The sequence below is a fragment of the Streptomyces sp. 7-21 genome, assembly GCF_016741785.1.
Taxonomy (GTDB): domain Bacteria; phylum Actinomycetota; class Actinomycetes; order Streptomycetales; family Streptomycetaceae; genus Streptomyces.
In genome coordinates this window covers 163,356-187,323 of record NZ_JAERRL010000009.1, presented here as the reverse complement: position 1 = coordinate 187,323, position 23,968 = coordinate 163,356, and the positions used below count along the sequence as shown (strand labels likewise).

The following is a 23,968-nucleotide window of genomic DNA, read 5'->3' as shown; positions in this document are numbered from 1 at the left end:
TCTCCGGTCCTATGCCGCCCCGCCGTCCTGTGCACCGCCCGCTCGCCCTCGTCACCGACTCGACGGCCTACCTGCCGGGGGCGGTCGTGGCGCACCACGGCATCACCGTGGTGCCGCTGACGGTGGTGTGCGGGGGCCGGGCGTTCGAGGACGGCACCGAGGAGGCGGCGCGGCGGCTGACGCAGGCGCTGGAGCACAAGCAGCCGGTGACGACGTCGCGGCCGAGCCCGCGGATGTTCGCCGAGGCCTACCGGGCGGCGGCCGCGGCGGGCGCCGAGGGCGTGGTGTCGCTGCACCTGTCGGCCGAGATCTCGGGGACGTACGACGCGGCGGTGCTCGCCGCCCGCGAGGCGCCGGTGCCGGTGCGGGTGGTGGACAGCCGCATGGTGGCCATGGCCCTCGGCTTCGCGGTGCTGGCGGCCGCCGGGACCCCGCCGGAGGCGGGGATCGACGCGGCGGTGGCGCGGGCTGTGACGCGGGCGGAGCGCACCCGGGCCTTCTTCTACGTGGACACGCTCGAGCACCTGCGGCGCGGCGGGCGGATCGGGACGGCACAGGCGCTGTTCGGCTCGGCGCTGGCGGTCAAGCCGCTGCTGGAACTGGCCGAGGGCCGCATCGAGCTCCGGGAGAAGGTGCGCACGGCATCGCGGGCCATCGCCAGGCTGGAGGAGCTGGCGGCCGAGCACGCGGGGGACGGGCCGGTCGACGTCGCCGTGCACCATCTGGGGGCGGCCGAGCGCGCGGCCCAGCTCGCCGGGCGGCTGCGGGAACGGCTGCCGGGGCTGGCCAGCCTCCACGTCAGCGAGGTCGGGGCCGTCCTCGGTGCCCACACCGGTCCTGGCCTGCTGGGCGCCGTGGTGTCCCCCCGCTGACCGGCTCCGGCCGCGCGCGGGAGCAGGGGCACATCCCCCACCCGGGCGATGGGCGGCGTCGCGGCGGGCCGGTTATCCACAGATATCCGCCGCCGGCGCCACCGGCATCCCGGGGTCCTTACCGTCGGTGACATGCAGTCCGCAGTACGTCACTCCCGGTTCCGTCGCGCCGCCCCAGGCGGCCGGCACCGCGCCCTCCTTTCCCAAGCGTCCCGCGCGTCCCGCGCGTCCCGTGCGCCGCGGTTCCGCGCTGGTTCTCCCCGTTCTTCTTCCGGTTCCCTCTCGTCCCGGCCTCCGTCCGCCCGGGCTGGCACCGGGCCCGGGCGCCGCGCTCCCCGCCACGCCCGCAGCGCCACGCCGCGGCGGCCCGGCCGGGCGGCCCGGCCGGATCCGGCCACCGGATGGCGGGTCCTTCCCCGCCGCCCTGCGCCCGGGGCCGCCACAGCCACCGCACCGGCCGGGCCGGAGGAGGCGGACCGGGGCCGCGCCCGGCTCCCGCTGTGGCGGCGCATCCGCCTCGCGCTCGATCCCCGGGCGGCGGGGGCGCTTGCCGTGCTGCTCGTCACCGCCGCCGGATTCGCCGTGCACCACTACGCCACCGGCCGCCCGCAGCCGCTCACCGCCGAAGCAGCGCCCGCCCCCGGCGCCACCGCCCCGGCTGGCGCGCCGGACCCGGCCGGTGCCACCGCGGCGGCCGCGGACACGCCGCCGGGCTCCTCGGCTGGGCCGTCACCGGAGGAAACCGCCCCGCCCGTCGTCGTCGACGTCACCGGCGACGTGCGCGACCCCGGTGTCTACTCCCTGCCCTCCGGCTCGCGCGTCGCCGACGCCCTTGAGAAGGCGGGAGGTCTGCGCCCCGGCACCGGCCTGGCAGGGCTGAACCGGGCGAGGCCGCTCGTGGACGGCGAGCAGATCGTCGTCGGCGAGCCACCGGCCGCCGGCTCCGGACCGGCCGCGCCGCCCGCTCCCGGCGGCACCGCGCCGCTCCCGGCCGGGCCGGTCAGCCTCAACTCGGCGACCCCGGAGCAGCTCGACACCCTCCCCGGCGTGGGGCCGGTGCTGGCGGCGGCGATCATCGCCTACCGCGAGGAGCACGGCGGGTTCACCGACACCGAGCAGCTGCTCGACGTTTCCGGCATCGGCGAGAGCCGCATGGCGGAGCTCAGGGACCGTGTCACGCTCTGAGCGGCCGGGCCGCCACCCCGTGCACGCCGCGTCCGGGCACCCCCTGGGCGCCGCCCGCCCCCGGCAGGAACTCCCCGCCGACCTGCGGCTGGTGGCCCCCGCCCTGGCGGCCTGGGGCGCCGCCGCGCTGGCGCCCGGCCTGCCCCCGGCGCTGGCCGCCGCCGCGGTCACGGTGTGCCTGGCGGCAGCCGCCGCCGTCTCGGGCACCGCGGCGGCGGCGCGCCGCCGGGGCCGCGCGCCGCGGGTGACGCTGGCCGCCGTCCTGCTGTGCGCGGCCGCCTCCGGCGCCGTCGCCGCCCTGCACGCGGCGGCCGCCCGCGCGGGACCGCTGCCCGAGGCCGGGCCCGGCGTGGTCACCGCCGAGGTGACGGTCACGGCGGTGCCCCGGCTCGCGCGCGCCAGCGGCGGCCGCCCCGGCGCCGTGCTGATCGAGGCGGAGGCCACCTCGGTGCGCCTGCCCGGCGGCGCCCGGCAGTCGGTGCGCACCCCGGTGCTGCTGGTGACCCGGCCGGAGCGGGCGGACCCCTGGCTGGCGCTGCTGCCCTCCACCCGGCTGCGCGTGACGGCTACCACGGCGCGGCCGGTGCCGGGCCGCGACCCGGAGCTCACGGCCGTGCTGCGCGCCACCGGCACCGGCCCGCCCCAGGTCACCAGCCCGCCCGGCCGCTGGCACCGCCTGGCCGGGGAGCTGCGGGCGTCGCTGACGCGGGCGGCCCGGGAGCTGCCGGGCGACGCGGCGGGCCTGCTCCCCGCGCTCGTGATCGGCGACGACTCCGGCATGCCGCCGGACCTGACGGAGGCAGTGCGGGCCACCGGCCTGACACACCTGGTGGTGGTCTCGGGCGCCCAGGTCGCGCTGGTGCTGGGCGTGCTTATCGGCCCGGCGCACCGCGCCGCCCGGGCCGAGCGCGGCGGGCTGGCGCCGCGTCTGGGCCTGCCGCTGCGGGCCACGGCCGTGCTCGGCGCCGGGCTGCTCGCCGGCTTCGTCCTGGTGTGCGGCCCCGACCCGAGCGTGCTGCGGGCCGCCGCCTGCGGCGGCCTGGTGCTGCTGGCCATGGCGACGGGCCGGGAACGGGCCGCGCTGCCCGCGCTGGCCGCCGCCGTGCTGCTGCTCGTGCTCCTCGACCCCACGCTGGCGCGCTCGTTCGGTTTCCTGCTGTCCGTGCTGGCGACCGGCGCGCTGCTGCTGCTTGCCCCGCCCTGGGCGCGGTCGCTGCGGCGCCGGGGCCTGCCACAGCGGGTGGCCGGGGCCTGCGCGGCCGCGGTGGCGGCGCACGTCGTGTGCGCACCCGTGATCGTCGTGTTCGCCGCCCAGGTCAGCCTCGTGGCGGTCCCCTGCAATCTGCTCGCGGCGCCCGCCGCCGCGCCCGCGGTGGTCCTCGGCTGGGCCGCCCTGGCCACCGCGCCGCTGTGCCTGCCGCTCGCCGAAAGCCTGGCCTGGCTGGCGAGCTGGCCCGCCGGGTGGATCGCCCGGGTCGCCCGCACCGGCGCCGCGCTGCCGGGCGCGGAGGCGGGCTGGCCCGGCGGCTGGCGGGGCGCGGCCCTGCTGGCCGCACTCACCGTCGCGCTGCTCACGCTGGCCCGCCGGGGGCCGCGCCGCCCGCTGGCGGTGCTGGCCGCGCTGGTGCTGCTCCTCGCCGTGGTGCGGCCCGCGCCGCTGCCCCGCGTGCTGACGGGCTGGCCGCCGCCGGGCTGGCGCCTGGTCGCCTGCGACGTCGGCCAGGGCGACGCCCTGGTGCTGAACGCGGGCGGCGGCAGCGCGCTCGTCGTGGACACCGGGCCCGATCCGGCCGCCGTGGACCGCTGCCTGACGGACCTGGGCGTGCGGCACGTGCCGCTGCTGGTCCTCACCCACTACCACGCCGATCACGTGGCGGGCCTGCCCGGCGTGCTGCGCGGCAGGGACGTCGGCGCGATCCAGGCCAGCGCGGTGCGGGACAGCCCGGAGCAGGCGGCGTTCGCCGAGCGGATCGCGGCGGCGGCGGGCGTGGAGCTGCGGCCGGCCGTGCCGGGGGAGCGGTACCGGCTCGGCGAGCACCTCAGCTGGGAGGTGCTCTGGCCCCCTTCCGGCGCCGGGGCGGCGGGCCTGGCGGCCAACGACGCCAGCGTCACCCTCCTGGTCCGGGCCCGGGACCTCACCCTCCTCCTGCCCGGCGACCTCGAACCCTCCGCGCAGCGGCAGCTGCTGGCCCGCCACCCCGGCCTGCCCGCCGTGGACGTCCTGAAGGTCCCCCACCACGGCTCGGCCCGCCAGCACCCGGAGCTGCTGGACCGGCTCGACCCCGCCCTGGCCCTGATCACCTGCGGCGAGGACAACCGGTACGGCCACCCCGCCCCCAGCACCCTGGACGCCCTCCGCGCCGCCGGGGCCACCGTGCTGCGCACCGACGTCCACGGCACCCTCGCCCTCACCGCCGACGGCGGCATCCCCCGTGGCCACGCCCGGGGACACCGGTGACGGCCCCCGCCCGCGCGCCGCCGCCCGGCCGGCGCGGCCCGCGCGGCTACTGGCGCGGCGTGCGGGCGGCGCGGGCGACGGTGAGGACGGCGCGCTCCAGGGCGTATCCCGGGTCGTACCCGCCGCCCTTGACAGCGAGGTCGGCCTCGGCGACGGCGCGCAGCGCCACCGCGACGCCGTCGGCGGACCAGCCGCGCATCTGCTGCCGGACGCGGTCGATCTTCCACGGCGGCATCCCCAGCTCGCGCGCCAGATCGCCCGGCCGTGCCCCCGCGGGCGCGGAGGCCAGCTTCCCGATGGCCCGCACCCCCTGGGCGAGCGCGCTGGTCACGAGCACCGGCGCCACGCCCGTGGCCAGCGCCCAGCGCAGCGCCTCCAGGGCCTCAGCAGCCCGGCCCTCCACCGCGCGGTCGGCGACCGTGAAGCTGGACGCCTCCGCACGGCCCGTGTAGTAGCGGGCGACGACGGCCTCGTCGATCGTGCCGTCGGTGTCGGCGACGAGCTGCGAGCAGGCCGAGGCGAGCTCCCGCAGGTCGCTGCCGAGGGCGTCCACCAGCGCCTGGCAGGCAGCCGGGGTCGCGCTGCGGCCCGCCGCCCGGAACTCGTCGCGGACGAACGCCAGCCGGTCCGACGGCTTCGTCACCTTCGCGCAGGCGACCTCCCGGGCCCCGGCCTTGCGGGCCGCGTCCAGCAGCCCCTTGCCCTTGGTGCCGCTGCCGGTGAACAGCAGCACCAGCGTGATCTCCTCGGCGGGCGCCGCGAGATACGCCTTGACCTCCTTGACGACGTCGGCGGGCAGGTCCTGCGCCTGCCGCACGACCACGACCTTCCGCTCCGCGAACAGCGACGGGCTGGTGAGCCCGGCGAGCGTGCCTGGCGTCAGCTCCCCCGGGTCCAGCTGCCGCACGTCGGTGTCGGCGTCCGCCGCGCGAGCGGCGGCCACAACCTGCTGGACGGCGCGGTCGATCAGCAGTTCCTCCTGGCCGACGGCGAGCGTCACGGGGGCCAGGGGATCGTCGGTGGTCTTCTTCCTGGGCATGTTCCTGGGCATCGCGGCCCAGCATCCCACGCCGCTGTGACACTCTGACGGCGTGAGCGATCTGATTCTGGTGCTCCCGGACCGGGAGGCCGCCGAGGAGGTGGCGGCGGAGGTGGCCGAGCGGCTCGGCCTGCCGGAGGAGCCGCGCCCGCTGCGCGAGGAGCTGGCGGGGGAGGACGACGCCGAGGACGCGCAGTGGCTCGTGGTCCTCTCAGCGCAGGAGGCAGCCGCGGCGGACGCGGCGGAGCTGGCCGCCCTGGCCGAGTCCTACGAAGGCTGGGTGGAACGCCACGAGCCGTAGCCGGTACCGGCCCGGCCGCCCGCAGCGCGCCCCAGGCCGCCAGGGCGTCGGCCCGGGCCGGGGCCGGTGCGCCGCCCGCGCGGCCCCCCGGCCCCGCCGCCGGTCAGGCCCGGGTGCCGTCGTACGGCGGGCTGTCCGCCCCCTCCGGCCCGTCCTCGCCGTCCTGCCGGTTCTCGCCGTCTTCTCCGGTGTCTGCGTCGCCGGTGCCGCCGTCCCGGAGGTTGGCCAGGGTCGCCGCCGCGGCCTCGCGCAGCAGCTCGGCGACATGCTCCTGGTCCGTCAGCGAGGCGTAGTCAGCGGAATCGAGGTAGGAGGACCACGTCAGGCTGAACTCGAACCAGCCTTCGCGCACCCCGAGCGTCGCCTGGTTCAGCGCACCAGTACTGGCGTCGGTCCGGTAGACGAGGTATGACTCGTCGCCCAGCCCGGTGAGCTTCTCGCTCGCGTACTCGTTGTCCTCGTCGTCTTCCCCGTACTGCTCCATGCCCACCAGCGACGGGCCGAACTCGTCGGCGGTGTCGGAGCTCTTGTGCCAGGTCGCCTCATAGGTGAGGTAGACGTAGTTGGCGTCGCGGCCGCCGATGGGCCGCAGCCATACCGTGCAGGAGCCGAAGTCCAGGGCCTCGTCCTGGTACCCCAGCTCCTGGGGCCAGTCGCTGACCTCAGCAGGCTCCAGGTCCGCCTGGAACGCCCCGGTGTCGGCGGCCTCGCACATGCCGTCGGGATAGGCGTACCCGGCCAGGTCAGGGCTTTCGGGCCATAACCGCCCGGTGGCGGCCAGCGTCCCGCCCCAGACGGCCGAGGCGGCGACGGCCCCGCCCAGGGCCCACAGCCAGCCCGGTTTCCGGCGGGGCTTGCCGCCCTCACCGCTGGCGGGAGGCCCGGGCGGGGCCGGGACAGGGGGCCCGAATCCGCCGCCGTATCCGCCTGCTCCCGGCAGGGGTTGCGGCGGGGCGGCGTAGGGGTTGCCCGCGGCGGGGCGTGACAGGTGCGGTGGCTGAGCGTAGGGGTTCGACGACCCCCCGGTGTCGACATGCGCTCCAAAGTACCGGGCATAGCGCGAAGGCCCCAGACCGCCCGGGGAAAGGCGGTCCGGGGCCTCGCGCGGTTCAAGCCTTCGGACGCGTGGCGAACGTCGCGGCGGGGGGAATCGCTCTCAGCTCTGGAGGGCGTTGACGCGGGCGGCGAGGGCCGACTTCTTGTTGGCCGCGTTGTTCTTGTGGAGGACACCCTTGCTGACGGCCTTGTCCAGCTTGCGGGCGGCGATCCGGCGGGCGGCCTCGGCCTCCTCGTAGTTACCGGCCGCGGCGGCCTCGCGGACCCGGCGGATGGCCGTCTTCACCTCGGACTTGACCGCCTGGTTGCGCAGGCGGGCCTTCTCGTTGGTCTTGATCCGCTTGATCTGGGACTTGATGTTCGCCACGAATGAGCCTCTGTGGTCTCTAGTACGTCACTTACGTCGGAACGTGCGTCGAATCGCTGCCTGGATACGCCAGCACCAGACGCAGTCGGCCAGCCTACCAGCGGCCCGGCGCGGCCTCCCAATCAGGACGGCGTACCCGCGCATGGGACCATGGAGGCGACCGAGAGACACCAGCGATCCACCGACAGGACCCCGCGTGCCCGCGATCACCACGAATGCGCCGGAGCCGAGTCGCACTGACCCGGCCCTGATCCGCAACTTCTGCATCATCGCGCACATTGACCACGGCAAGTCCACCCTGGCCGACCGGATGCTCCAGCTGACCGGGGTGGTCGAGCAGCGCCAGATGCGTGCCCAGTACCTCGACCGGATGGACATCGAACGCGAGCGCGGCATCACGATCAAGTCACAGGCCGTCCGCATGCCCTGGGCGGCGGACGGCGTCGCGCACGTGCTGAACATGATCGACACGCCTGGGCACGTCGACTTCACCTACGAGGTCTCCCGCTCCCTGGCGGCGTGCGAGGGGTGCATCCTGCTGGTCGACGCGGCCCAGGGCATCGAGGCCCAGACGCTGGCCAACCTCTACCTGGCCATGGAGCACGACCTGACGATCATCCCCGTGCTCAACAAGATCGACCTCCCGGCCGCCCAGCCGGACAAGTTCGCGGCCGAGCTGGCCAGTCTGATCGGCTGCGACCCCGGCGACGTGCTGCGGGTCTCCGCCAAGACCGGCGAGGGCGTCGAGCGGGTGCTGGACGAGGTCATCCGGCAGGTCCCGCCGCCGGAAGGCGACGCCGATGCGCCCGCCCGCGCGATGATCTTCGACTCGGTCTACGACGCCTACCGCGGCGTGGTGACCTACGTGAAGGTCGTCGACGGCACGCTCGGCCAGCGCGAGCGGATCGCGATGATGTCCACGGGCGCCACGCACGAGCTGCTGGAGATCGGCGTCAACTCCCCGGAGATGACCCCGGCCGACGGCCTGTCGGTCGGCGAGGTCGGCTACCTGATCACCGGCGTGAAGGACGTCCGGCAGTCGAAGGTCGGCGACACGGTCACCACCCAGCGCTCCGGCGCGACCGAGCCGCTGGGCGGCTACAAGGACCCCAAGCCGATGGTGTTCTCCGGCCTGTACCCGATCGACGGCTCCGACTACCCGGCGCTGCGCGACGCCCTGGACAAGCTCCAGCTCAACGACGCCGCGCTGGTCTACGAGCCGGAGACCTCCGCCGCCCTCGGCTTCGGCTTCCGCGTCGGCTTCCTCGGCCTGCTGCACCTGGAGGTGATCCGGGAGCGGCTGGAGCGCGAGTTCGGCCTGGGGCTGATCGCCACCGCGCCGAACGTCGTCTACCAGGTGACCATGGAGGACGGCACCGAGCACACCGTCACCAACCCCAGTGAGTTCCCCAGCGGGAAGGTCGCCGAGGTCCGCGAGCCGGTCGTGCGGGCCACGCTCCTCGCGCCCAGCGAGTACGTCGGCGCGATCATGGAGCTGTGCCAGAGCAGGCGCGGCTCGCTCCAGGGCATGGACTACCTGTCCGAGGACCGCGTCGAGCTGCGGTACACGCTGCCGCTGGCCGAGATCGTCTTCGACTTCTTCGACGCCCTGAAGTCCAAGACCCGCGGCTACGCCTCGCTCGACTACGAGCCCACCGGGGACCAGGCCGCCGCCCTGGTCAAGGTGGACATCCTGCTGCACGGCGACCGGGTCGACGCCTTCTCAGCGATCGTCCACAAGGACAAGGCGTACTCCTATGGCGTGAAGATGGCCTCGCGGCTGCGGGAGCTGATCCCGCGCCAGCAGTTCGAGGTGCCCATCCAGGCGGCCATCGGCTCGCGCGTGATCGCGCGCGAGACGGTCCGGGCGATGCGCAAGGACGTGCTCTCCAAGTGCTACGGCGGCGACATCTCGCGGAAGCGGAAGCTGCTGGAGAAGCAGAAGGAAGGCAAGAAGCGCATGAAGATGGTGGGGCGCGTGGAGGTGCCCCAGGAGGCGTTCATCGCCGCGCTCTCCTCGGATGCCGACGGGGGCGACGGAAAGAGGGACGGCAAGGGAAGGAAGTGACCGCGGGCGCCGCCGCGGCTCGTGGCGGCGCCCGCGCCGAGAGAACCGGTGGAATCCGGGCTAAGTCGGGCAAAGCTGGGGAAAGCCGGGGAAGAAAAGGTATGCCTACCGGCCTGTACGCACGAGGACTCGGCCTTTAACCTGATCGCCACCCCGTAGTTACTCGTGAGTCGGCCCCGTTGCGGCGCGGCACCCGGAGGAACGTCGTGAGCGAGACACAGCAGTCCATCCAGAACCGTCCGCCATCCATGGCGCACCTGTTCCTGGACCGGGTGGCGGCCACGGGGGACGCCGAGGCCTACCGCTACCCCGTCGCCTCGGCGGACGGCGGGCCGGACAGCTGGCGCTCCTACACCTGGCGCGAGGCCGGCGACCGCGTCTTCGCGATCGCCGCCGGGCTGATGGACCTGGGCGTGCGGCCGGAGGAGCGCGTCGCCATCGCCTCCACGACGCGCGTTGACTGGATCCTCGCCGACCTCGGCATCATGTGCGCGGGCGCGGCCGTCACCACGGTCTACCCGGCCACCAACGCCGAGGAGACCGCGTTCATCCTGGCCGACTCGGACAGCAAGGTCCTCATCGCCGAGGACGCCGGGCAGCTCGCCAAGGTACGCGAGCGCCGCGACGAGCTGCCGGGCCTGCGGCACGTCGTGGTCATCGACCCCGAGGGCGTCGAAGCGTCCGGGGACGACCCCGAGGGCTGGGTGCTGACCCTGGCCGACCTCGCCGAACGGGGCGCCGCCTACCTGGAGAAGCACCCCGACCGCGTCAGGGACACGGTCGCCGCGCTCCGCCCCGAGCAGCTCGCCACCCTGATCTACACCTCCGGCACCACCGGGCGCCCCAAGGGCGTCCGGCTGCGGCAGGACACCTGGTCGTACATGGCCTACGCCATCGAGCAGATCGACCTGGTGCGGCCGGACGACGTGCAGTACCTGTGGCTGCCGCTGGCGCACGTCTTCGGCAAGGTGCTGCTGACCGCGCACATCAAGGTCGGGCACGTGATGGCGGTCGACGGCCGCATCGACAAGATCACCGAGAACCTGCCGGTGGTGCGGCCCACCCGCATGTGCGGCGTGCCGCGGATCTTCGAGAAGGTATACAACGGCGCCCTGATGAAAGCGAAGGCGGGCGGCGCGCTGAAGTACCGCATCTTCACCTGGGCCGCCGAGGTCGCCAAGGAGTACGGCCGCGTCTCGCAGGAGAACTTCCGCCGCACGGGCAAGCGCTCCGTCCCGGCCGGGCTGCGGGCCCGGCACGCGCTGGCCGACAAGCTCGTCTACCGCAAGCTGCGCGAGGCCTTCGGCGGCCAGATGGAGGGCTGCGTCTCCGGCTCCGCCGCGCTGACCGAGGACATCGGCTACTTCTTCGCCGGGGTGGGGGTGCCCGTGCTGGAGGGCTACGGGCTCACCGAGTCGGCCGCCGCCAGCTTCGTCAACCTGCGCGACACCTACCGGACGGGCACGGTCGGCAAGGCCCTGCCCGGGCTGGAGGTCCGGATCGCCGACGACGGGGAGATCCTGCTGCGCGGCCCGGGCATCATGGACGGCTATCACGGGCTGCCCGAGGAGACCGCCAAGGTCCTCGACGCGGACGGCTGGTTCTACACCGGCGACATCGGCGAGCTGTCCGACGACGGCTACCTGCGGATCACGGACCGGAAGAAGGACCTGTTCAAGACCTCCAACGGCAAGTATGTGGCTCCCACCGACATCGAGGGGCGTTTCAAGGCCGTCTGCCCCTACGCCTCGACGATGGTCGTGATCGGCGCGGGCCGGAAGTACTGCACGGCCCTGATCTCGCTCGACGAGCAGGCCATCATGGACTGGGCCAGGGAACAGGGCCTGGGCGGCAAGGACTACGGCGACGTCGTGGCCGACCCGCGCACCCGCGAGCTGATCGAGGGCTACGTGGCGCGCCTCAACGCCAGTCTCCAGCGGTGGCAGACGATCAAGCAGTTCCGGCTGCTGCCGCGCGACCTGGACGTGGAGCACGGCGAGCTGACCGCCAGCCTGAAGATCAAGCGGCCGGTCGTCGAGGAGCACTACCGCGACCTGATCGAGGAGATGTACGCCGCCGCCTGACCCGGTCCGCCGCCGTTCCCGCCGTCCCGCCGGGGCAGGCACCTCAGACGAGACCGGCCGACGAGACCAGCCGACGAGACCAGCCGACGAGGTCAGTCGACGAGGTCCCGCACGACGGCGTCCGCCAGCAGCCGCCCGCGCAGCGTCAGGGCGGCGCGGCCCGCGGCGAACTCCTCCGGCCGCAGCAGCCCCTCGTCGCGGGCGCGGCGCGCGGCGGCGAGCCCGGCCGGGCGCAGCAGGTCCAGCGGGCAGCCCTCGGCGAGCCGCAGCTCCAGCATGATCCGCTCCACCCTGCGGTCCTCGGCGGCCAGCACCTCGCGGCCCGCGCCGGGGGAGCGGCCCTCGGCCAGCGCCTGCGCGTACGCGCCAGGGTGCCGCACGTTCCACCACCGCACGCCCCCGACGTGGCTGTGCGCGCCCGGGCCCGCGCCCCACCAGTCGGCGCCGGTCCAGTACAGCTCGTTGTGGCGGCAGCGGGCGCCGGGGTCCGACGCCCAGTTGGACACCTCGTACCAGGCGTATCCGGCGGCGGTCAGCTCCTCCTCGGCCATCAGGTAGCGGTCGGCGAGGACGTCGTCGTCGGCCACCGTGACCTCGCCCCGGCGGACCCGCTGGGCCAGGCGGGTGCCCTCCTCGACGATCAGCGAGTAGGCGGAGACGTGGTCGGGCCCGGCGCCGGTGGCGGCCCGCAGCGAGGCGCGCCAGTCGTCGTCGCTCTCGCCCGGCGCGCCGTAGATCAGGTCCAGGTTGACGTGGGCGAAGCCCGCCGCCCTGGCGTCGGCGACGCAGCGCTCCGGGCGGCCGGGGGTGTGTGTCCGCTCCAGCGCGTCCAGCACGTGCTGCCGGGCGCTCTGCATGCCGAACGAGATCCGCGTGAAGCCCGCCTCGCGGAGCGCGGCCAGCGAGGCCGGGGTCACCGACTCGGGGTTGGCCTCGGTGGTGACCTCGGCGTCCGGCGCGAGGCCGAACTCCTGCCGCACGGCGTCCAGCATCGCCGCCAGGCTGGCGGGCGGCAGCAGCGTGGGAGTGCCGCCGCCGACGAAGACGGTCGCGGCCGGGCGCGGGTCGTCCCCCAGCACCTTCCTGGCCAGCCGGATCTCCTCGGCCAGCACTCCGGCGTAGTTCTCCCGCGAGGCCAGCGCGCCCCCGCTGCCGCGCAGCTCGCTGGCGGTGTAGGTGTTGAAATCGCAGTAGCCGCAGCGCGTCGCGCAGTACGGCACGTGCAGGTAGAACGCCAGGGGGCGGTCGCCGGCCCCGGCCAGGGCGTGCGGCGGCAGGGAGCCGTCCTCGGGCACGGTCTCGCCGCCGGGTGGGGGTGCGGGCATGCGGGCCATTGTCCCAGGCCGCGCCCCGAGCGCGGGCCGCCGCCCGGCCCGGGGCGGCTCAGGCGGGCGGGCCGGGCACCGGGCCGCCGACCGTGACGTGGTCGATCAGGTGCTCCACCGGGCCCAGCAGCCCCGGTTCGAGGTCGCGGTAGCCGCGCACCGAGCCGAGGATCCGGCGCCAGGCCGCCGCCGTGTTCTCCGGCCAGCCCAGCGCCCGGCACACGCCCGTCTTCCAGTCCTGGCCGCGCGGCACCCGGGGCCAGGCCGGGATGCCGACGGCCGCGGGCTTGACCGCCTCCCAGATGTCGACGAACGGGTGCCCCACGATCAGCACGTCGTTCTCGTACCCGGCGCGCGCCTCGGCCGCGATCCGCGACTCCTTGGACCCCGGCACCAGGTGGTCCAGCAGCACGCCCAGGCGTGCCTGCGGGGTGGGCCCGAACTCGCGGACGATCGCGGGCAGGTCGTCGACGCCCTCCAGGTACTCCACCACGACGCCCTCGATCCGCAGGTCGTCGCCCCAGACCTTCTCGACGAGCTCGGCGTCGTGCCGCCCCTCCACGTAGATGCGCCCCGCGCGCGCCACCCGCGCGCGGGCGCCCGGCACGGCGATGGAGCCCGACGCGGTGCGCGCCGGGCCGGACGGGCGCCCGGCGGCGGGGCGCGGCCGCACCAGCGTGACCGGCCTGCCCTCCAGCAGGAATCCGGCCGGCGTCATCGGGAAGACCCGGTGCTTGCCGAACCGGTCCTCCAGGGTGACCACGGGCCCCTGCGCCGTCTTCTCGCAGCGCACGACGGCCCCGCAGTAGCCGGTAGCGGCGTCCTCCACGACGAGTCCCGGCTCGGCGGGCACCTCGGGCACAGGCCGCCGCCTCTTCCACGGCGGCGTCAGGTCGGGGCCGTACTGTCTGCTGCGCATGGCGTTCAGTCAACCACCCCGGGCCACGCCGAACCGCGCCGCCAGGGCGTCCCGCTGGGCCCGCACGAACGCCGCGTCCACCACCGCGCCGTGCCCCGGCACGTAGCGGGCGTGCGGGCCGCCCAGCGCCAGCAGCCGGTCGAGCGCGGCGGGCCACAGCGCCGGGTGCGCGTCCTCGCCGGCCTGCGGCTCGCCCGACTCCTCGACCAGGTCGCCGCAGAACACGACCGTGCGCTCCGGGCCGCCGTCCACCCGCCCGCACCGCACCGCCACCGCGAGGTCCGACGCCGTGTGGCCGGGGCCCGCGGCGGCCAGCAGCACGGTGCGTCCGCCGCCCAGGTCCAGCGTCATCCGCCCGCTGACTTCCCGGTCCGGCGCCGGCAGCGCGGCGGCGGCCGCCGCGGCCTGGGCGGCGTCCAGCCCGTGCGCCACCGCGTCGTCCCGCAGCCGGTCGCGCGCCGGGCCGCGCAGCGCCCCGGCCAGGCCGACGGCGCCGTACACGGTGGCGCCGGGCAGGGCGCCCGCGCCCAGGACGTGGTCGAAGTGGGGATGGGTCAGCGCCACGTGCCGCACCGGCAGCCCGGTGGCCTCGCGCACCTCGCGCCGCAGCCGCGCCCCGGCGCGCAGCGAGGGCCCGGCGTCCACCAGCAATACTCCGCGCGCTCCGGCGACCGCGCCCACCGTCTCGTCCCAGCCGGGCAGCCGGGTGCGCCACACGCCCGGGCCGAGCGTCTCCCAGTGCGCCCCGGGGGCGGCCGCGTGCGTCCGTGCCATGCCCAGGACGGTAGCGTCATGGCGCGGGAGACGCTTCCGGCCGACGGCGTTGCCAGGTAGCGTCGTTGGCCTCGCACATTCCCCGCTCCATTACCCGGCCGTACACTGGAGCAGGGAGTTGGCACTCTGTAGGGAGGAGTGCCAGGACGATCGCCAGACCCATGGCCGGGACGGAGGTGTGCGGCATGCTCAGTGAGCGCAGGCTTGAGGTGTTGCGAGCCATCGTCCAGGACTACGTCGGCACGGAGGAGCCGGTCGGCTCCAAGGCGCTGACCGAGCGGCACAACCTCAACGTCTCGCCGGCCACGGTGCGTAACGACATGGCCGCGCTGGAGGAGGAGGGCTACATCGCCCAGCCGCACACCAGCGCCGGCCGCGTCCCCACCGACAAGGGGTACCGCCTCTTCGTCGACAAGCTGGCCGAGGTCAAGCCGCTGTCCCCGGCCGAGCGGCGCGCCATCCGGAACTTCCTGGCGGGCGCCGTCGACCTCGACGACGTCGTGGGGCGCACGGTCCGCCTGCTGGCGCAGCTGACGCGGCAGGTCGCCGTCGTGCAGTACCCCTCGCTGAGCCGCTCGACGGTGCGGCACGCGGAGCTGCTGTCGCTGGCCCCCGCGCGGCTGATGCTGGTGCTGATCACCGACACGGGCCGCGTGGAGCAGCGGGTGATCGACTGCCCCGTCACGCTCGGTGAGGAGTCCGTCGCCGACCTGCGGGCCCGGCTCAACAGCACGATCGCCGGGCAGCGGATCACCGAGGTGCCGCGCCTGGTGAAGGAGCTGCCCGAGGCGTTCGAGGCCGAGGAGCGCCCCGCGGTGCAGGCTGTGCTCGCGACGCTGCTGGAGACGCTCGTCGAGGAGAACGAGGAGCGGCTGATGATCGGCGGCACGGCCAATCTCACCCGCTTCGCGACGGATTTCCCGCTGACCATCCGCCCGGTGCTGGAGGCGCTCGAGGAGCAGGTGGTGCTCCTGAAGCTGCTGGGAGAGGCGTCCGACGGCGGTATGACCGTGCGGATCGGGCATGAGATCGCTCACGAGAGTCTCACGTCCACATCGATCGTCTCCGTCGGCTACGGTTCGGGGGACGAGGCGGTCGCGAAGCTCGGCGTAGTGGGACCGACCCGCATGGACTACCCGGGAACGATGGGAGCGGTGCGCGCAGTGGCACGGTACGTCGGACAGATCCTGGCGGAGAACTAAGTGGCGACTGACTACTACGCGATTCTGGGCGTGGGGCGTGACGCCTCGCAGGAAGAGATCAAAAAGGCGTTCCGCCGGCTGGCGCGCGAGCTGCACCCCGACGTCAACCCCGATCCGAAGACCCAGGAGCGGTTCAAGGAGATCAACACCGCCTACGAGGTGCTCTCCGACCCGCAGAAGAAGCAGATGTACGACCTCGGCGGGGACCCGATGGGCCCCGGCGGGGGCGCCGCGGGAGCCGGCTTCGGCGCGGGCTTCGGGCCGTTCTCGGACATCATGGACGCCTTCTTCGGCACGGCGACCCAGCGGGGCCCCAAGTCCCGCACCCGCCGCGGCCAGGACGCCATGATCCGCCTGGAGATCGACCTCAACGAGGCCACCTTCGGCGCGACCAAGGAGATCCGGGTCGACACCGCGACCGTCTGCAACACCTGCAACGGCGAGGGCGCGGCGCCCGGCACCTCGGCGCAGACCTGCGACATGTGCCGCGGCCGGGGCGAGGTGTCCCAGGTCACCCGGTCGTTCCTCGGCCAGGTCATGACCTCACGGCCGTGCCCGCAGTGCCAGGGCTTCGGCACCGTCGTGCCGACCCCGTGCCCCGAGTGCGCGGGCGACGGCCGGGTCCGCACCCGCCGCACGCTGACGGTGAAGATCCCGGCCGGCGTGGACAGCGGCACGCGCATCCAGCTCGCCGGCGAGGGCGAGGTCGGTCCCGGCGGCGGCCCGCCGGGCGACCTGTACGTGGAGATCCGCGAAAAGCCGCACCCGGTCTTCCAGCGGCGCGGCGACGACCTGCACTGCACCGTGACCATCCCGATGACCGCCGCCGCCCTCGGCACCAAGGTGCCGCTGGAGACGCTGGACGGCACCGAGGAGGTCGACATCCGGCCCGGCACCCAGTCCGGCCAGTCCATCCCGCTGCACGGCCGGGGCGTCGCGCACCTGCGCGGCAACGGGCGGGGTGACCTGGTGGTGCACGTGGAGGTGCAGACGCCCACCAAGCTCGACGCGGAGCAGGAGGAGCTGCTGCGCACCCTGGCGAAGATGCGCGGGGAGGAGCGGCCCACCGGCCAGTTCCAGCCGGGGCAGCAGGGCCTGTTCTCCCGCCTGAAGGACGCCTTCAACGGGCGCACCTGAGACAGGCGGACCACCTCCGAGATGGCGACGGCTCCTGTCTTCGTGCACGACGGCCTGGCGGACGCGCGCCCCGGCACCGAGCTGCGGCTGACCGGCCCCGAGGCACGGCACGCGGTGACCGTGCGGCGGCTGCGCGCCGGGGAGGAGATCGTGCTCACCGACGGCCGCGGTCAGGCCGTCGCGGGCGAGGTCGCGGCCACGGCGGGCCGTGACGAGCTGACCGTCGCCGTGGCCCGTGCCTGGACCGAGCCGCCGCCCTCGCCGAAGCTGACCGTCGTGCAGGCGCTGCCGAAGGGCGACCGCGGCGAGCTGGCCGTCGAGACCATGACCGAGACCGGCGTCGACGCCGTCGTGCCGTGGTCAGCGGCGCGGTGCGTCACCCAGTGGCGCGGTGAGCGCGGCAAGAAGTCCCTGGCGCGCTGGCGCGCCACCGCCCGCGAGGCCGGCAAGCAGGCACGGCGGGTGCGTTTCCCCGAGGTCGCCGAGGCGGCCACGACCCGGCAGGTCGCCGGGCTGCTCGCCGGGGAGGGCGTCTTCGCCGCCGTGCTGCACGAGGCGGCGAAGGAGCCGCTGGCCACGGCCGCGCTGCCGGACGGCGGCGAGATCGTGCTGGTCGTGGGCCCGGAGGGCGGCATCACGCCCGAGGAGCTGGCCGCGTTCGCCGAGGCCGGGGCGCGGGCGTTCCGCCTCGGCCCCACTGTGCTGCGCACGTCGACGGCCGGCACCGCCGCCGCCGCCCTGCTCCTGGCCCGGACGGGCCGCTGGAGCTGAGCGGACGGCGGCCGCACCGGCCGTCATCCGTCCGCGCCGCCGCTTCAGTGCTGGTGCGCGGCGTCCGGGTCCTGCTCCTCGGGGTGGCGGGTCAGCCGCCAGATGGCGGCGGCCAGGCCGCCCCAGACGATGACCACGGCGATGAGCATCATCAGGATCGCGTCGCCCGACATCAGCGGCCTCCCTCGTTCTTCGTGATCCGCGGGCCTGCGGCGTCCGGCCGTTCGGTGTCGGGGCTGTGCGGGGTGCTGCGCCACTTCAGCAGCGACAGCAGCACACCCAGCAGCAGCGCGCCGCCGGCGACGGCCCAGCCCGAGTACAGCAGGAACGAGGTGTCGTACCCGCCGTAGTTCTCGTCCAGCTCGGCGGACAGGCTGTCCACCATCATCCAGCCCAGGACGAGCGGGGTGACGACGCTCAGGCAGATCCGCCACCAGACGCCCAGGGCGATCGCCGAGGTGGCGTCGGCGTCGCGCTGGAGCAGCGGCAGCTTGCGCGCCACCCAGGAGACGGTGATGACCAGCGCCAGGCCCGCCAGCACGATGCCGTACTGGTTGATGAAGTGGTCGGCCACGTCCAGGACGTACAGGCCGGAGCCGGTGGAGAACAGCGCGATGGAGATGACTGCCAGCGGCACCGTGACGGCGAACACGGCGGCCTGGCGGCTCAGGCCCACGCGGTCCTCGACCGCCGAGACGACGACCTGGACGATGCTGAGCAGCGACGTGAATCCGGCCAAGACCAGGGACGCGAAGAACAGCACGCCGAACAGGGCGCCCATCGGCATCTCGGAGATGATCTGCGGGAACATCACGAACGACAGGCCGGGCCCGCCCGCCACGACGTCGCCCACGCCGGTGCCGGCCTCGGCGGCCAGGAAGCCGAGGGCCGCGAAGACCGCGATGCCGGCGAGGATCTCGAAGGAGCTGTTGGCGAAGCCGGCGACCAGCGCCGAGCCGCTGAGGTCCGAACGCCGGTGCAGGTACGAGGCGTAGGTGATCATGATGCCGAAGCCGACGGACAGGGAGAAGAAAATCTGCCCGTAGGCGGCCACCCACACGCTGCCCTCACCGAGGGCGCCCCAGTCCGGGGAGAACAGCGCGTCCAGGCCGTCCAGGGCGCCGTCCAGCGTCAGCGCCCGGACGACCAGGATGAGGAAGAAGATCACCAGCAGCGGAATGCCGATCTTGTTGGCCGTCGCGATACCGCGCCGGACACCGAGGGCGAGAATCACGATGGTGACGAGCCAGATCACCAGCATCGGCCAGAAGATGCCGGAGACGAACGTCGACAGGTCACCAGGCGTCTCGGCGATTTTCAGGAAGTCGTTGTAGAAGAACGCCTCCGAGCCGTCCGGGTTGTCTTCCCACGCCTGGTTCAGCGAGAAGCCGACGTACCGCACACTCCAGGCCAGGATGGCGGTGTAGTAGGCGGCGATGACGAAACAGATCACCACCTGCCACCAGCCGATGGCCTCGGCGGGCCTGGCCACGAGCCGGGTCGCGCCGGGCGGCGACGACCGGTACCGGCGGCCCAGCGTGTATTCGAGGATAAGCAGCGGAATACCCGCAGTGAGGAGGGCGGCCAGATAGGGCACAATGAAGGCGCCGCCGCCGTTCTCGTACGTCACCGCGGGAAAACGCCAGATATTTCCTAGTCCTACGGCTGACCCGATGGCAGCCATGAGAAACCCGAGCCGGGTTCCCCACAGCTCGCGGGGCGGCTGGTTGGCCATGGCAGAACTTTCTCTTCCATAACGTGAGTATGACTGGCGGAACGTTACCAGCGTGACGTCAGGGCGGAAGTCCTTGTGCGACGCATCTCTCGCACGGCTGGGTATCGGTGTGATCACGGCCCAGGGGCGGGGGAGTAGCATCCTCGCGTACCCGGCCGGCGCCCAACGCGGGCGCCGCGCGCCGCGGTACGCCCCGACCGAACCAGCCGACCGACCGGACCAGCCCACGGGAGAGCTCGACGATGGCGGGAGAACCCGACGCCAACTGCCTGTTCTGCAAGATCGTTTCCGGTGACGTCCCCGCGACGATCGTCCGCGAGACCGAGACCACCGTGGCCTTCCGCGACATCAACCCGCAGGCGCCCACGCACGTGCTGGTGGTCCCGCGGGCCCACTACCCCAACGCCGCCTCCCTCGCGGCCGCGGCGCCCGAGGTCGCGGCCGACGTGCTGCGCGAGGCGGGCGAGGTCGCGGCGGGCGACAAGGTCGACGGCAGCGGCTACCGCGTGGTGTTCAACACCGGCTCGGGCGCCGGGCAGACCGTCTTCCACGTCCACGCCCACGTGCTGGGCGGGCGCGGCCTGCAGTGGCCTCCCGGCTGACGGACGCCCGTGTCGTCCGCGCGTGAGCTGGTCGTGCTCGGCACGGCCAGCCAGGTCCCGACCCGGCACCGCAACCACAACGGCTACGCCCTGCGCTGGGACGGCGAGACGCTGCTGTTCGACCCCGGCGAGGGCACCCAGCGCCAGATGCTGTTCGCCGGGGTCACCGCCCACAGCCTGCGCCGGGTGTGCCTGACCCACTTCCACGGCGACCACGCCCTCGGCCTGCCCGGCGTGATCCAGCGGATCAGCCTGGACCAGGTGCCGCACGAGATCGCGGCCCACTACCCGGCGGGCGGCCAGGAGTACTTCGACCGGCTCCGCCACGCCACGCCGTACCGCGACGCCGCCCGCATCGCCGAGCGCCCCGTGACCGGCGACGGCGTGCTGGCCGAGACGGCCGCGTACACGCTGACGGCGCACCGCCTGTCCCACCCCGTCGAGACGTACGGCTACCGCCTCGCCGAGCCCGACGGCCGCCGCATGCTGCCGGAGCGGCTGGCGGCGGCCGGGATCACCGGTCCCGACGTCGGCAGGCTGCGGCGCCAGGGGCGGCTGCGGGGCGTCCGGCTCGAGGACGTCAGCGCCCCGCGCCCGGGCCAGCGCTTCGCGTTCGTGATGGACACCCGGCTGTGCGACGGGGTCTACGCCCTGGCCGAGGGGTGCGACCTGCTGGTGATCGAGTCCACCTTCCTGCGCCGGGACGCCGCGCTGGCCGAGGAGTACGGGCACCTCACGGCGCACGCCGCGGCGCGGGTGGCCGCCGAGTGCGGGGTCCGGCACCTGGTGCTCACCCACTTCTCGCAGCGGTACCCGGACCCTGAGGTCTTCGCCCGCGAGGCCCGCGAGGCCGGGTACGAGGGGGGGCTGACCGTGGCCGCCGACCTGGCGCGGGTGCCGGTGCCGCGCCGCCGCCCTGAGCCGCCGCCCTGAGCCGCCGCCCTGAGCCCCTGTCCTGATCCGCCGCCCCGGGCGGCACCCGGACGGCGCCCAGGCGGTGATTCCGCCCGGGTAATCCCCTGGGGCTGTGCGGGGCCGGCGTCGTACGCTGGGATTCCGGTAGTCCAGTACAGAGAGGGATGAGCAGGCCCGAGCCGGGCCGCCCATGACGCAGACACCCACACACCAGGCAGCGGCTCCCGGCGCTGCGGCCACCGCCCGTTTCACCGTCCCGGCGAAGCACCCCATGGTGACAGTGCTGGGTTCGGGCGATTCGCTGCTCCGCGTCATCGAGCAGGGCTTCCCGCACACCGACATCCACGTCCGGGGAAACGAGATCAGCGCCACCGGTGACCCCGCCGAGGTGCAGCTGGTCCAGCGGCTCTTCGACGAGATGATGCTGGTGCTGCGGACCGGCCAGCCCCTGACCGAGGACGCCGTGGAGCGGTCTATCGCGATGCTCCGTGACAACGGCGGCTCGGCGGCCAGCCCCGCGCAGGTGCTCACGCAGAACATCCTGTCCAACCGCGGCAAGACGATCCGTCCGAAGACGCTCAACCAGAAGCGTTACGTGGACGCGATCGACCAGCACACGATCGTCTTCGGCATCGGCCCCGCCGGTACCGGCAAGACGTACCTGGCCATGGCCAAGGCGGTGCAGGCCCTGCAGTCCAAGCGGGTCAACCGGATCATCCTCACCCGGCCCGCCGTCGAGGCCGGGGAGCGGCTCGGTTTCCTGCCGGGCACGCTCTACGAGAAGATCGATCCCTACCTGCGCCCGCTGTACGACGCCCTGCACGACATGCTCGACCCCGACTCGATCCCCCGCCTGCTCAGCGCGGGCACGATCGAGGTCGCGCCGCTGGCGTACATGCGCGGCCGCACGCTGAACGACGCGTTCATCATCCTGGACGAGGCGCAGAACACGAACCCCGAGCAGATGAAGATGTTCCTCACCCGGCTCGGGTTCGACTCCAAGATCGTCATCACCGGTGACGTGACGCAGGTCGACCTCCCCGGGGGCACGCTCAGCGGCCTGCGCCAGGTCCAGGACATCCTCCACGACGTCGACGGCGTCCACTTCGCCAGGCTCACCAGCCACGACGTGGTCCGTCACAAGCTGGTCGGCCGTATCGTCGATGCCTACGAGCGCTACGAAGTGCGGTAGCGCGTCACACGGAAAGCTGCCCCACGGACCATGACGATCGAGGTCAACAACGAGTCCGGCGTGGAGATCGACGAACGGGCTCTGCTCGATGTCGCCCGCTACGCCCTGACCCGGCTGCGGATCCACCCGCTGTCCGAGCTGTCCGTCATCGCCGTCGACACCCAGGCCATGGAGCATCTGCACCGGCAGTGGATGGACCTGCCGGGACCGACGGACGTGATGTCGTTCCCCATGGACGAGCTGCGCCCTCCCGCCCGGGAGGACGAGGAGCCCGTCCAGGGGCTGCTCGGCGACGTGGTGCTCTGCCCCGAGGTGGCCCGCCAGCAGGGCGAGCGGGCGCCGACCCGGCACTCGATGGATGCCGAGCTCCAGCTGCTGACGGTGCACGGCGTGCTGCACCTGCTGGGCTACGACCACGACGAGCCGGCCGCCAGAGCGGAGATGTTCGGCCTGCAGAAGGCGATCATCGACGGCTGGCGGGAGGAACGGGGCCTGTCCGGCCCCTCGCCCGCCCCCACGACCACCTGAGGCCGGCGAGCTGACATGACAGGCACGCTGTTCGTCTCGGTGCTGGGTCTGCTGGCCCTGGCCTGGCTGGCCTCCTGCGCCGAGGCGGCCCTGTCGGTGATCACCGGTTTCCGGGCCGAGGAGGCGGTGCGCGCCGGCCGCCGCGGGGCCGGCCGCCTGGCGCGGCTGGCCGCCGACCCCATCCGCTTCCTCAATCTCGCCCTGCTGCTGCGCGTGGCCGCCGAGATGGCCGCCACGGTGCTGGTCACCTACGCCTGCCTGGAGGAGTTCCCCGAGGTCTGGCAGGCGCTGGCGGTGGCGCTGGCCGTGATGGTGCTGGTGTCGTTCGTCGCCGTGGGCGTCTCGCCCCGCACCATCGGCCGCCAGCACCCGATGACGACCGCGACGGCGGCGGCGTTCGTGCTGCTCCCGCTGGGCCGGGTGCTCGGCCCGCTCACGCAGTTCCTGATCCTGCTGGGGAACGCCCTCACTCCCGGCAAGGGCTTCCGGCGCGGCCCGTTCGCCTCCGAGGCGGAGCTGCGGGCCATGGTCGACCTGGCGGGCCGGGAGGCGCTGATCGAGGACGCGGAGCGGCGCATGGTCCACTCCGTCTTCGAGCTGGGCGACACCCTGGTGCGCGAGGTGATGGTGCCGCGCACGGACATCGTCTCCCTGGACCGCCACAAGACGCTGCGGCAAGGCCTGAGCCTGGCGCTGCGGTCGGGGTTCTCCCGCATTCCGGTGACCGGCGAGAGCGACGACGACGTCGTCGGCATCCTCTACCTGAAGGACCTGGTGCGTGAGCTCCACGTCCGCCCCGGCGCCGAGTCCGGGCCGGTGGAGACGATCATGCGCCCGGCCACATTCGTGCCGGACACCAAGAACGCCGGCGACCTGCTGCGCGAGATGCAGCGCGACCGGATCCACCTCGCCATCGTCATCGACGAGTACGGCGGCACGGCCGGCCTGGTGACGATCGAGGACATCCTGGAGGAGATCGTCGGCGAGATCACCGACGAGTACGACGTGGAGCTGCCGCCCGTGGTCGACCTCGGCGGCGGGGTGCGCCGCGTCACCGCCCGTCTCGACCTCGGCCACCTCGGGGAGCTGTACGGGCTGCGGCTGGACGACGAGGACGTGGAGACCGTCGGCGGCCTGCTGGCCAAGGCGCTCGGCCGGGTGCCGATCGCGGGGGCGCGGGCCGAGGTGGACGTCTCCGGCCGCGAGAGCAGCGAGCGGCTGCCCGAGCCGGTGGCCGAGCGGCGGCCCGAGGGTGAGGAGGAGCCGGAGCGGCCAGCCCGTCAGCCGCGGCGCGGCCACGGGCTGGCCGCGCTGCGGCTGACGGCCGAGCCGCCGACGGGGCGGCGCAACCGCATCGAGTGGGTGCTGGTCGAGCCGGTGCCGCAGGAGCCTCAGAGCGCGGACGAGGGCGCCGTCGCCTAGCCGCCCGCCGTTCACC

Annotated in this window: 22 protein-coding genes; 14 read left to right on the top strand and 8 right to left on the bottom strand. The window is 74.1% G+C overall.

Annotated features, from left to right (window positions below; genetic code table 11):
* The first annotated feature begins 11 nt into the window (after nucleotides 1-11).
* From JK356_RS14000 to JK356_RS13990, 3 genes are all read left to right on the top strand, one after another.
* Nucleotides 12-872: a DegV family protein gene (locus JK356_RS14000; protein WP_236671266.1), complete on the top strand. Its 861-nt coding sequence runs from the start codon at nucleotides 12-14 to the stop codon at nucleotides 870-872.
* 552 nt (nucleotides 873-1,424) lie between these two features.
* Nucleotides 1,425-2,057, top strand: a complete 633-nt coding sequence (locus JK356_RS21875; protein WP_307815572.1) for a ComEA family DNA-binding protein — start codon at nucleotides 1,425-1,427, stop codon at nucleotides 2,055-2,057.
* A complete protein-coding gene (locus JK356_RS13990; RefSeq protein ID WP_201868093.1) occupies nucleotides 2,044-4,515 on the top strand; it encodes a ComEC/Rec2 family competence protein in 2,472 nt (823 codons plus the stop codon). Before JK356_RS21875 ends, JK356_RS13990 begins: the two co-directional genes overlap by 14 nt.
* A gap of 46 nt (nucleotides 4,516-4,561) precedes the next feature.
* On the opposite strand, the gene holA is transcribed toward JK356_RS13990, so the two are convergent.
* Nucleotides 4,562-5,554, bottom strand: a complete 993-nt coding sequence (gene holA, locus JK356_RS13985; protein WP_201868185.1) for a DNA polymerase III subunit delta — start codon at nucleotides 5,552-5,554, stop codon at nucleotides 4,562-4,564.
* 52 nt (nucleotides 5,555-5,606) lie between these two features.
* Between holA and JK356_RS13980 the strand changes: the two genes are divergently transcribed.
* Nucleotides 5,607-5,855, top strand: a complete 249-nt coding sequence (locus tag JK356_RS13980) for a hypothetical protein (RefSeq protein WP_201868092.1) — start codon at nucleotides 5,607-5,609, stop codon at nucleotides 5,853-5,855.
* Nucleotides 5,856-5,958: 103 nt separating this feature from the next.
* Here the strand turns inward: JK356_RS13980 and JK356_RS13975 are convergent, their stop codons facing one another.
* Together JK356_RS13975 and rpsT are read right to left on the bottom strand one after the other, a co-directional pair.
* Nucleotides 5,959-6,570 carry a hypothetical protein gene (locus JK356_RS13975; protein ID WP_201868091.1) on the bottom strand — a complete coding sequence of 204 codons (612 nt, stop codon included), beginning with the start codon at nucleotides 6,568-6,570 and terminating at the stop codon, nucleotides 5,959-5,961.
* Between the two features lie 441 nt (nucleotides 6,571-7,011).
* The gene (gene rpsT, locus JK356_RS13970; protein ID WP_201868089.1) at nucleotides 7,012-7,278 is read right to left on the bottom strand and encodes a 30S ribosomal protein S20; all 267 of its coding nucleotides are present in this window, start codon (nucleotides 7,276-7,278) and stop codon (nucleotides 7,012-7,014) included.
* A gap of 196 nt (nucleotides 7,279-7,474) precedes the next feature.
* Here rpsT and lepA point away from each other — a divergent pair, with 196 nt between their 5' ends.
* Together lepA and JK356_RS13960 are read left to right on the top strand one after the other, a co-directional pair.
* Nucleotides 7,475-9,346 (top strand): translation elongation factor 4, encoded by a 1,872-nt coding sequence (gene lepA / locus JK356_RS13965; protein ID WP_201868088.1) that lies wholly within the window; start codon nucleotides 7,475-7,477, stop codon nucleotides 9,344-9,346.
* A gap of 206 nt (nucleotides 9,347-9,552) precedes the next feature.
* Nucleotides 9,553-11,430, top strand: a complete 1,878-nt coding sequence (locus JK356_RS13960; protein ID WP_307815571.1) for a long-chain fatty acid--CoA ligase — start codon at nucleotides 9,553-9,555, stop codon at nucleotides 11,428-11,430.
* A 92-nt stretch (nucleotides 11,431-11,522) separates the two neighbouring features.
* Here JK356_RS13960 and hemW read toward each other — a convergent pair whose 3' ends face one another.
* Genes hemW through JK356_RS13945 form a run of 3 tightly spaced genes read right to left on the bottom strand, consistent with a single transcriptional unit; the run spans nucleotide 11,523 to nucleotide 14,448 of the window.
* Nucleotides 11,523-12,755, bottom strand: a complete 1,233-nt coding sequence (hemW, locus tag JK356_RS13955) for a radical SAM family heme chaperone HemW (protein WP_201868087.1) — start codon at nucleotides 12,753-12,755, stop codon at nucleotides 11,523-11,525.
* A 58-nt stretch (nucleotides 12,756-12,813) separates the two neighbouring features.
* Nucleotides 12,814-13,674, bottom strand: a complete 861-nt coding sequence (locus JK356_RS13950) for a DUF3097 domain-containing protein (protein ID WP_201868086.1) — start codon at nucleotides 13,672-13,674, stop codon at nucleotides 12,814-12,816.
* Between the two features lie 9 nt (nucleotides 13,675-13,683).
* Entirely contained in the window at nucleotides 13,684-14,448 is a 765-nt protein-coding gene (locus JK356_RS13945) for an MBL fold metallo-hydrolase (protein WP_201868085.1), read from the bottom strand.
* A gap of 185 nt (nucleotides 14,449-14,633) precedes the next feature.
* On the opposite strand from JK356_RS13945, the gene hrcA reads away from it, so the two are divergent.
* Genes hrcA through JK356_RS13930 form a run of 3 tightly spaced genes read left to right on the top strand, consistent with a single transcriptional unit; the run spans nucleotide 14,634 to nucleotide 17,558 of the window.
* Nucleotides 14,634-15,650, top strand: a complete 1,017-nt coding sequence (hrcA, locus tag JK356_RS13940) for a heat-inducible transcriptional repressor HrcA (RefSeq protein ID WP_201868183.1) — start codon at nucleotides 14,634-14,636, stop codon at nucleotides 15,648-15,650.
* Nucleotides 15,651-16,787, top strand: a complete 1,137-nt coding sequence (gene dnaJ, locus JK356_RS13935) for a molecular chaperone DnaJ (protein ID WP_201868084.1) — start codon at nucleotides 15,651-15,653, stop codon at nucleotides 16,785-16,787.
* A gap of 21 nt (nucleotides 16,788-16,808) precedes the next feature.
* A complete protein-coding gene (locus JK356_RS13930; RefSeq protein WP_201868083.1) occupies nucleotides 16,809-17,558 on the top strand; it encodes a 16S rRNA (uracil(1498)-N(3))-methyltransferase in 750 nt (249 codons plus the stop codon).
* Between the two features lie 44 nt (nucleotides 17,559-17,602).
* Here JK356_RS13930 and JK356_RS13925 read toward each other — a convergent pair whose 3' ends face one another.
* Together JK356_RS13925 and JK356_RS13920 are read right to left on the bottom strand one after the other, a co-directional pair.
* Nucleotides 17,603-17,731, bottom strand: coding sequence for a methionine/alanine import family NSS transporter small subunit (locus JK356_RS13925; protein ID WP_201868081.1), 129 nt, complete (start codon nucleotides 17,729-17,731; stop codon nucleotides 17,603-17,605).
* On the bottom strand, nucleotides 17,731-19,293 hold the full coding sequence (locus JK356_RS13920; RefSeq protein WP_201868080.1) for a sodium-dependent transporter: 1,563 nt from the start codon (nucleotides 19,291-19,293) through the stop codon (nucleotides 17,731-17,733). The genes JK356_RS13925 and JK356_RS13920 overlap by 1 nt, the downstream gene beginning before the upstream one ends.
* Nucleotides 19,294-19,535: 242 nt before the next feature.
* On the opposite strand from JK356_RS13920, the gene JK356_RS13915 reads away from it, so the two are divergent.
* From JK356_RS13915 to JK356_RS13895, 5 genes are all read left to right on the top strand, one after another.
* Nucleotides 19,536-19,895 (top strand): histidine triad nucleotide-binding protein, encoded by a 360-nt coding sequence (locus tag JK356_RS13915; protein WP_201868079.1) that lies wholly within the window; start codon nucleotides 19,536-19,538, stop codon nucleotides 19,893-19,895.
* 9 nt (nucleotides 19,896-19,904) lie between these two features.
* Entirely contained in the window at nucleotides 19,905-20,828 is a 924-nt protein-coding gene (locus tag JK356_RS13910; RefSeq protein ID WP_201868078.1) for a ribonuclease Z, read from the top strand.
* 172 nt (nucleotides 20,829-21,000) lie between these two features.
* Nucleotides 21,001-22,002, top strand: a complete 1,002-nt coding sequence (locus tag JK356_RS13905) for a PhoH family protein (protein WP_201868077.1) — start codon at nucleotides 21,001-21,003, stop codon at nucleotides 22,000-22,002.
* A 30-nt stretch (nucleotides 22,003-22,032) separates the two neighbouring features.
* Nucleotides 22,033-22,530, top strand: coding sequence for an rRNA maturation RNase YbeY (gene ybeY / locus JK356_RS13900; RefSeq protein ID WP_201868076.1), 498 nt, complete (start codon nucleotides 22,033-22,035; stop codon nucleotides 22,528-22,530).
* Nucleotides 22,531-22,545: 15 nt separating this feature from the next.
* The gene (locus JK356_RS13895; protein WP_201868075.1) at nucleotides 22,546-23,952 is read left to right on the top strand and encodes a hemolysin family protein; all 1,407 of its coding nucleotides are present in this window, start codon (nucleotides 22,546-22,548) and stop codon (nucleotides 23,950-23,952) included.
* The last annotated feature ends 16 nt before the right edge of the window (nucleotides 23,953-23,968 follow it).

Excerpts from the sequence above, each read along its gene's own strand:
- JK356_RS14000 (WP_236671266.1), top strand. The coding sequence starts at position 12 with ATGCCGCCCCGCCGTCCTGTGCACCGCCCGCTCGCCCTCGTCACCGAC.
- holA (WP_201868185.1), bottom strand. The coding sequence starts at position 5,554 with ATGCCCAGGAAGAAGACCACCGACGATCCCCTGGCCCCCGTGACGCTC.
- JK356_RS13975 (WP_201868091.1), bottom strand. The coding sequence starts at position 6,570 with ATGTGCGAGGCCGCCGACACCGGGGCGTTCCAGGCGGACCTGGAGCCT.
- hemW (WP_201868087.1), bottom strand. The coding sequence starts at position 12,755 with ATGCCCGCACCCCCACCCGGCGGCGAGACCGTGCCCGAGGACGGCTCC.
- JK356_RS13950 (WP_201868086.1), bottom strand. The coding sequence starts at position 13,674 with ATGCGCAGCAGACAGTACGGCCCCGACCTGACGCCGCCGTGGAAGAGG.
- JK356_RS13945 (WP_201868085.1), bottom strand. The coding sequence starts at position 14,448 with ATGGCACGGACGCACGCGGCCGCCCCCGGGGCGCACTGGGAGACGCTC.
- hrcA (WP_201868183.1), top strand. The coding sequence starts at position 14,634 with ATGCTCAGTGAGCGCAGGCTTGAGGTGTTGCGAGCCATCGTCCAGGAC.
- JK356_RS13930 (WP_201868083.1), top strand. The coding sequence starts at position 16,809 with ATGGCGACGGCTCCTGTCTTCGTGCACGACGGCCTGGCGGACGCGCGC.
- JK356_RS13925 (WP_201868081.1), bottom strand. The coding sequence starts at position 17,731 with ATGTCGGGCGACGCGATCCTGATGATGCTCATCGCCGTGGTCATCGTC.
- JK356_RS13920 (WP_201868080.1), bottom strand. The coding sequence starts at position 19,293 with ATGGCCAACCAGCCGCCCCGCGAGCTGTGGGGAACCCGGCTCGGGTTT.
- JK356_RS13915 (WP_201868079.1), top strand. The coding sequence starts at position 19,536 with ATGGCGGGAGAACCCGACGCCAACTGCCTGTTCTGCAAGATCGTTTCC.
- JK356_RS13905 (WP_201868077.1), top strand. The coding sequence starts at position 21,001 with ATGACGCAGACACCCACACACCAGGCAGCGGCTCCCGGCGCTGCGGCC.
- ybeY (WP_201868076.1), top strand. The coding sequence starts at position 22,033 with ATGACGATCGAGGTCAACAACGAGTCCGGCGTGGAGATCGACGAACGG.
- JK356_RS13895 (WP_201868075.1), top strand. The coding sequence starts at position 22,546 with ATGACAGGCACGCTGTTCGTCTCGGTGCTGGGTCTGCTGGCCCTGGCC.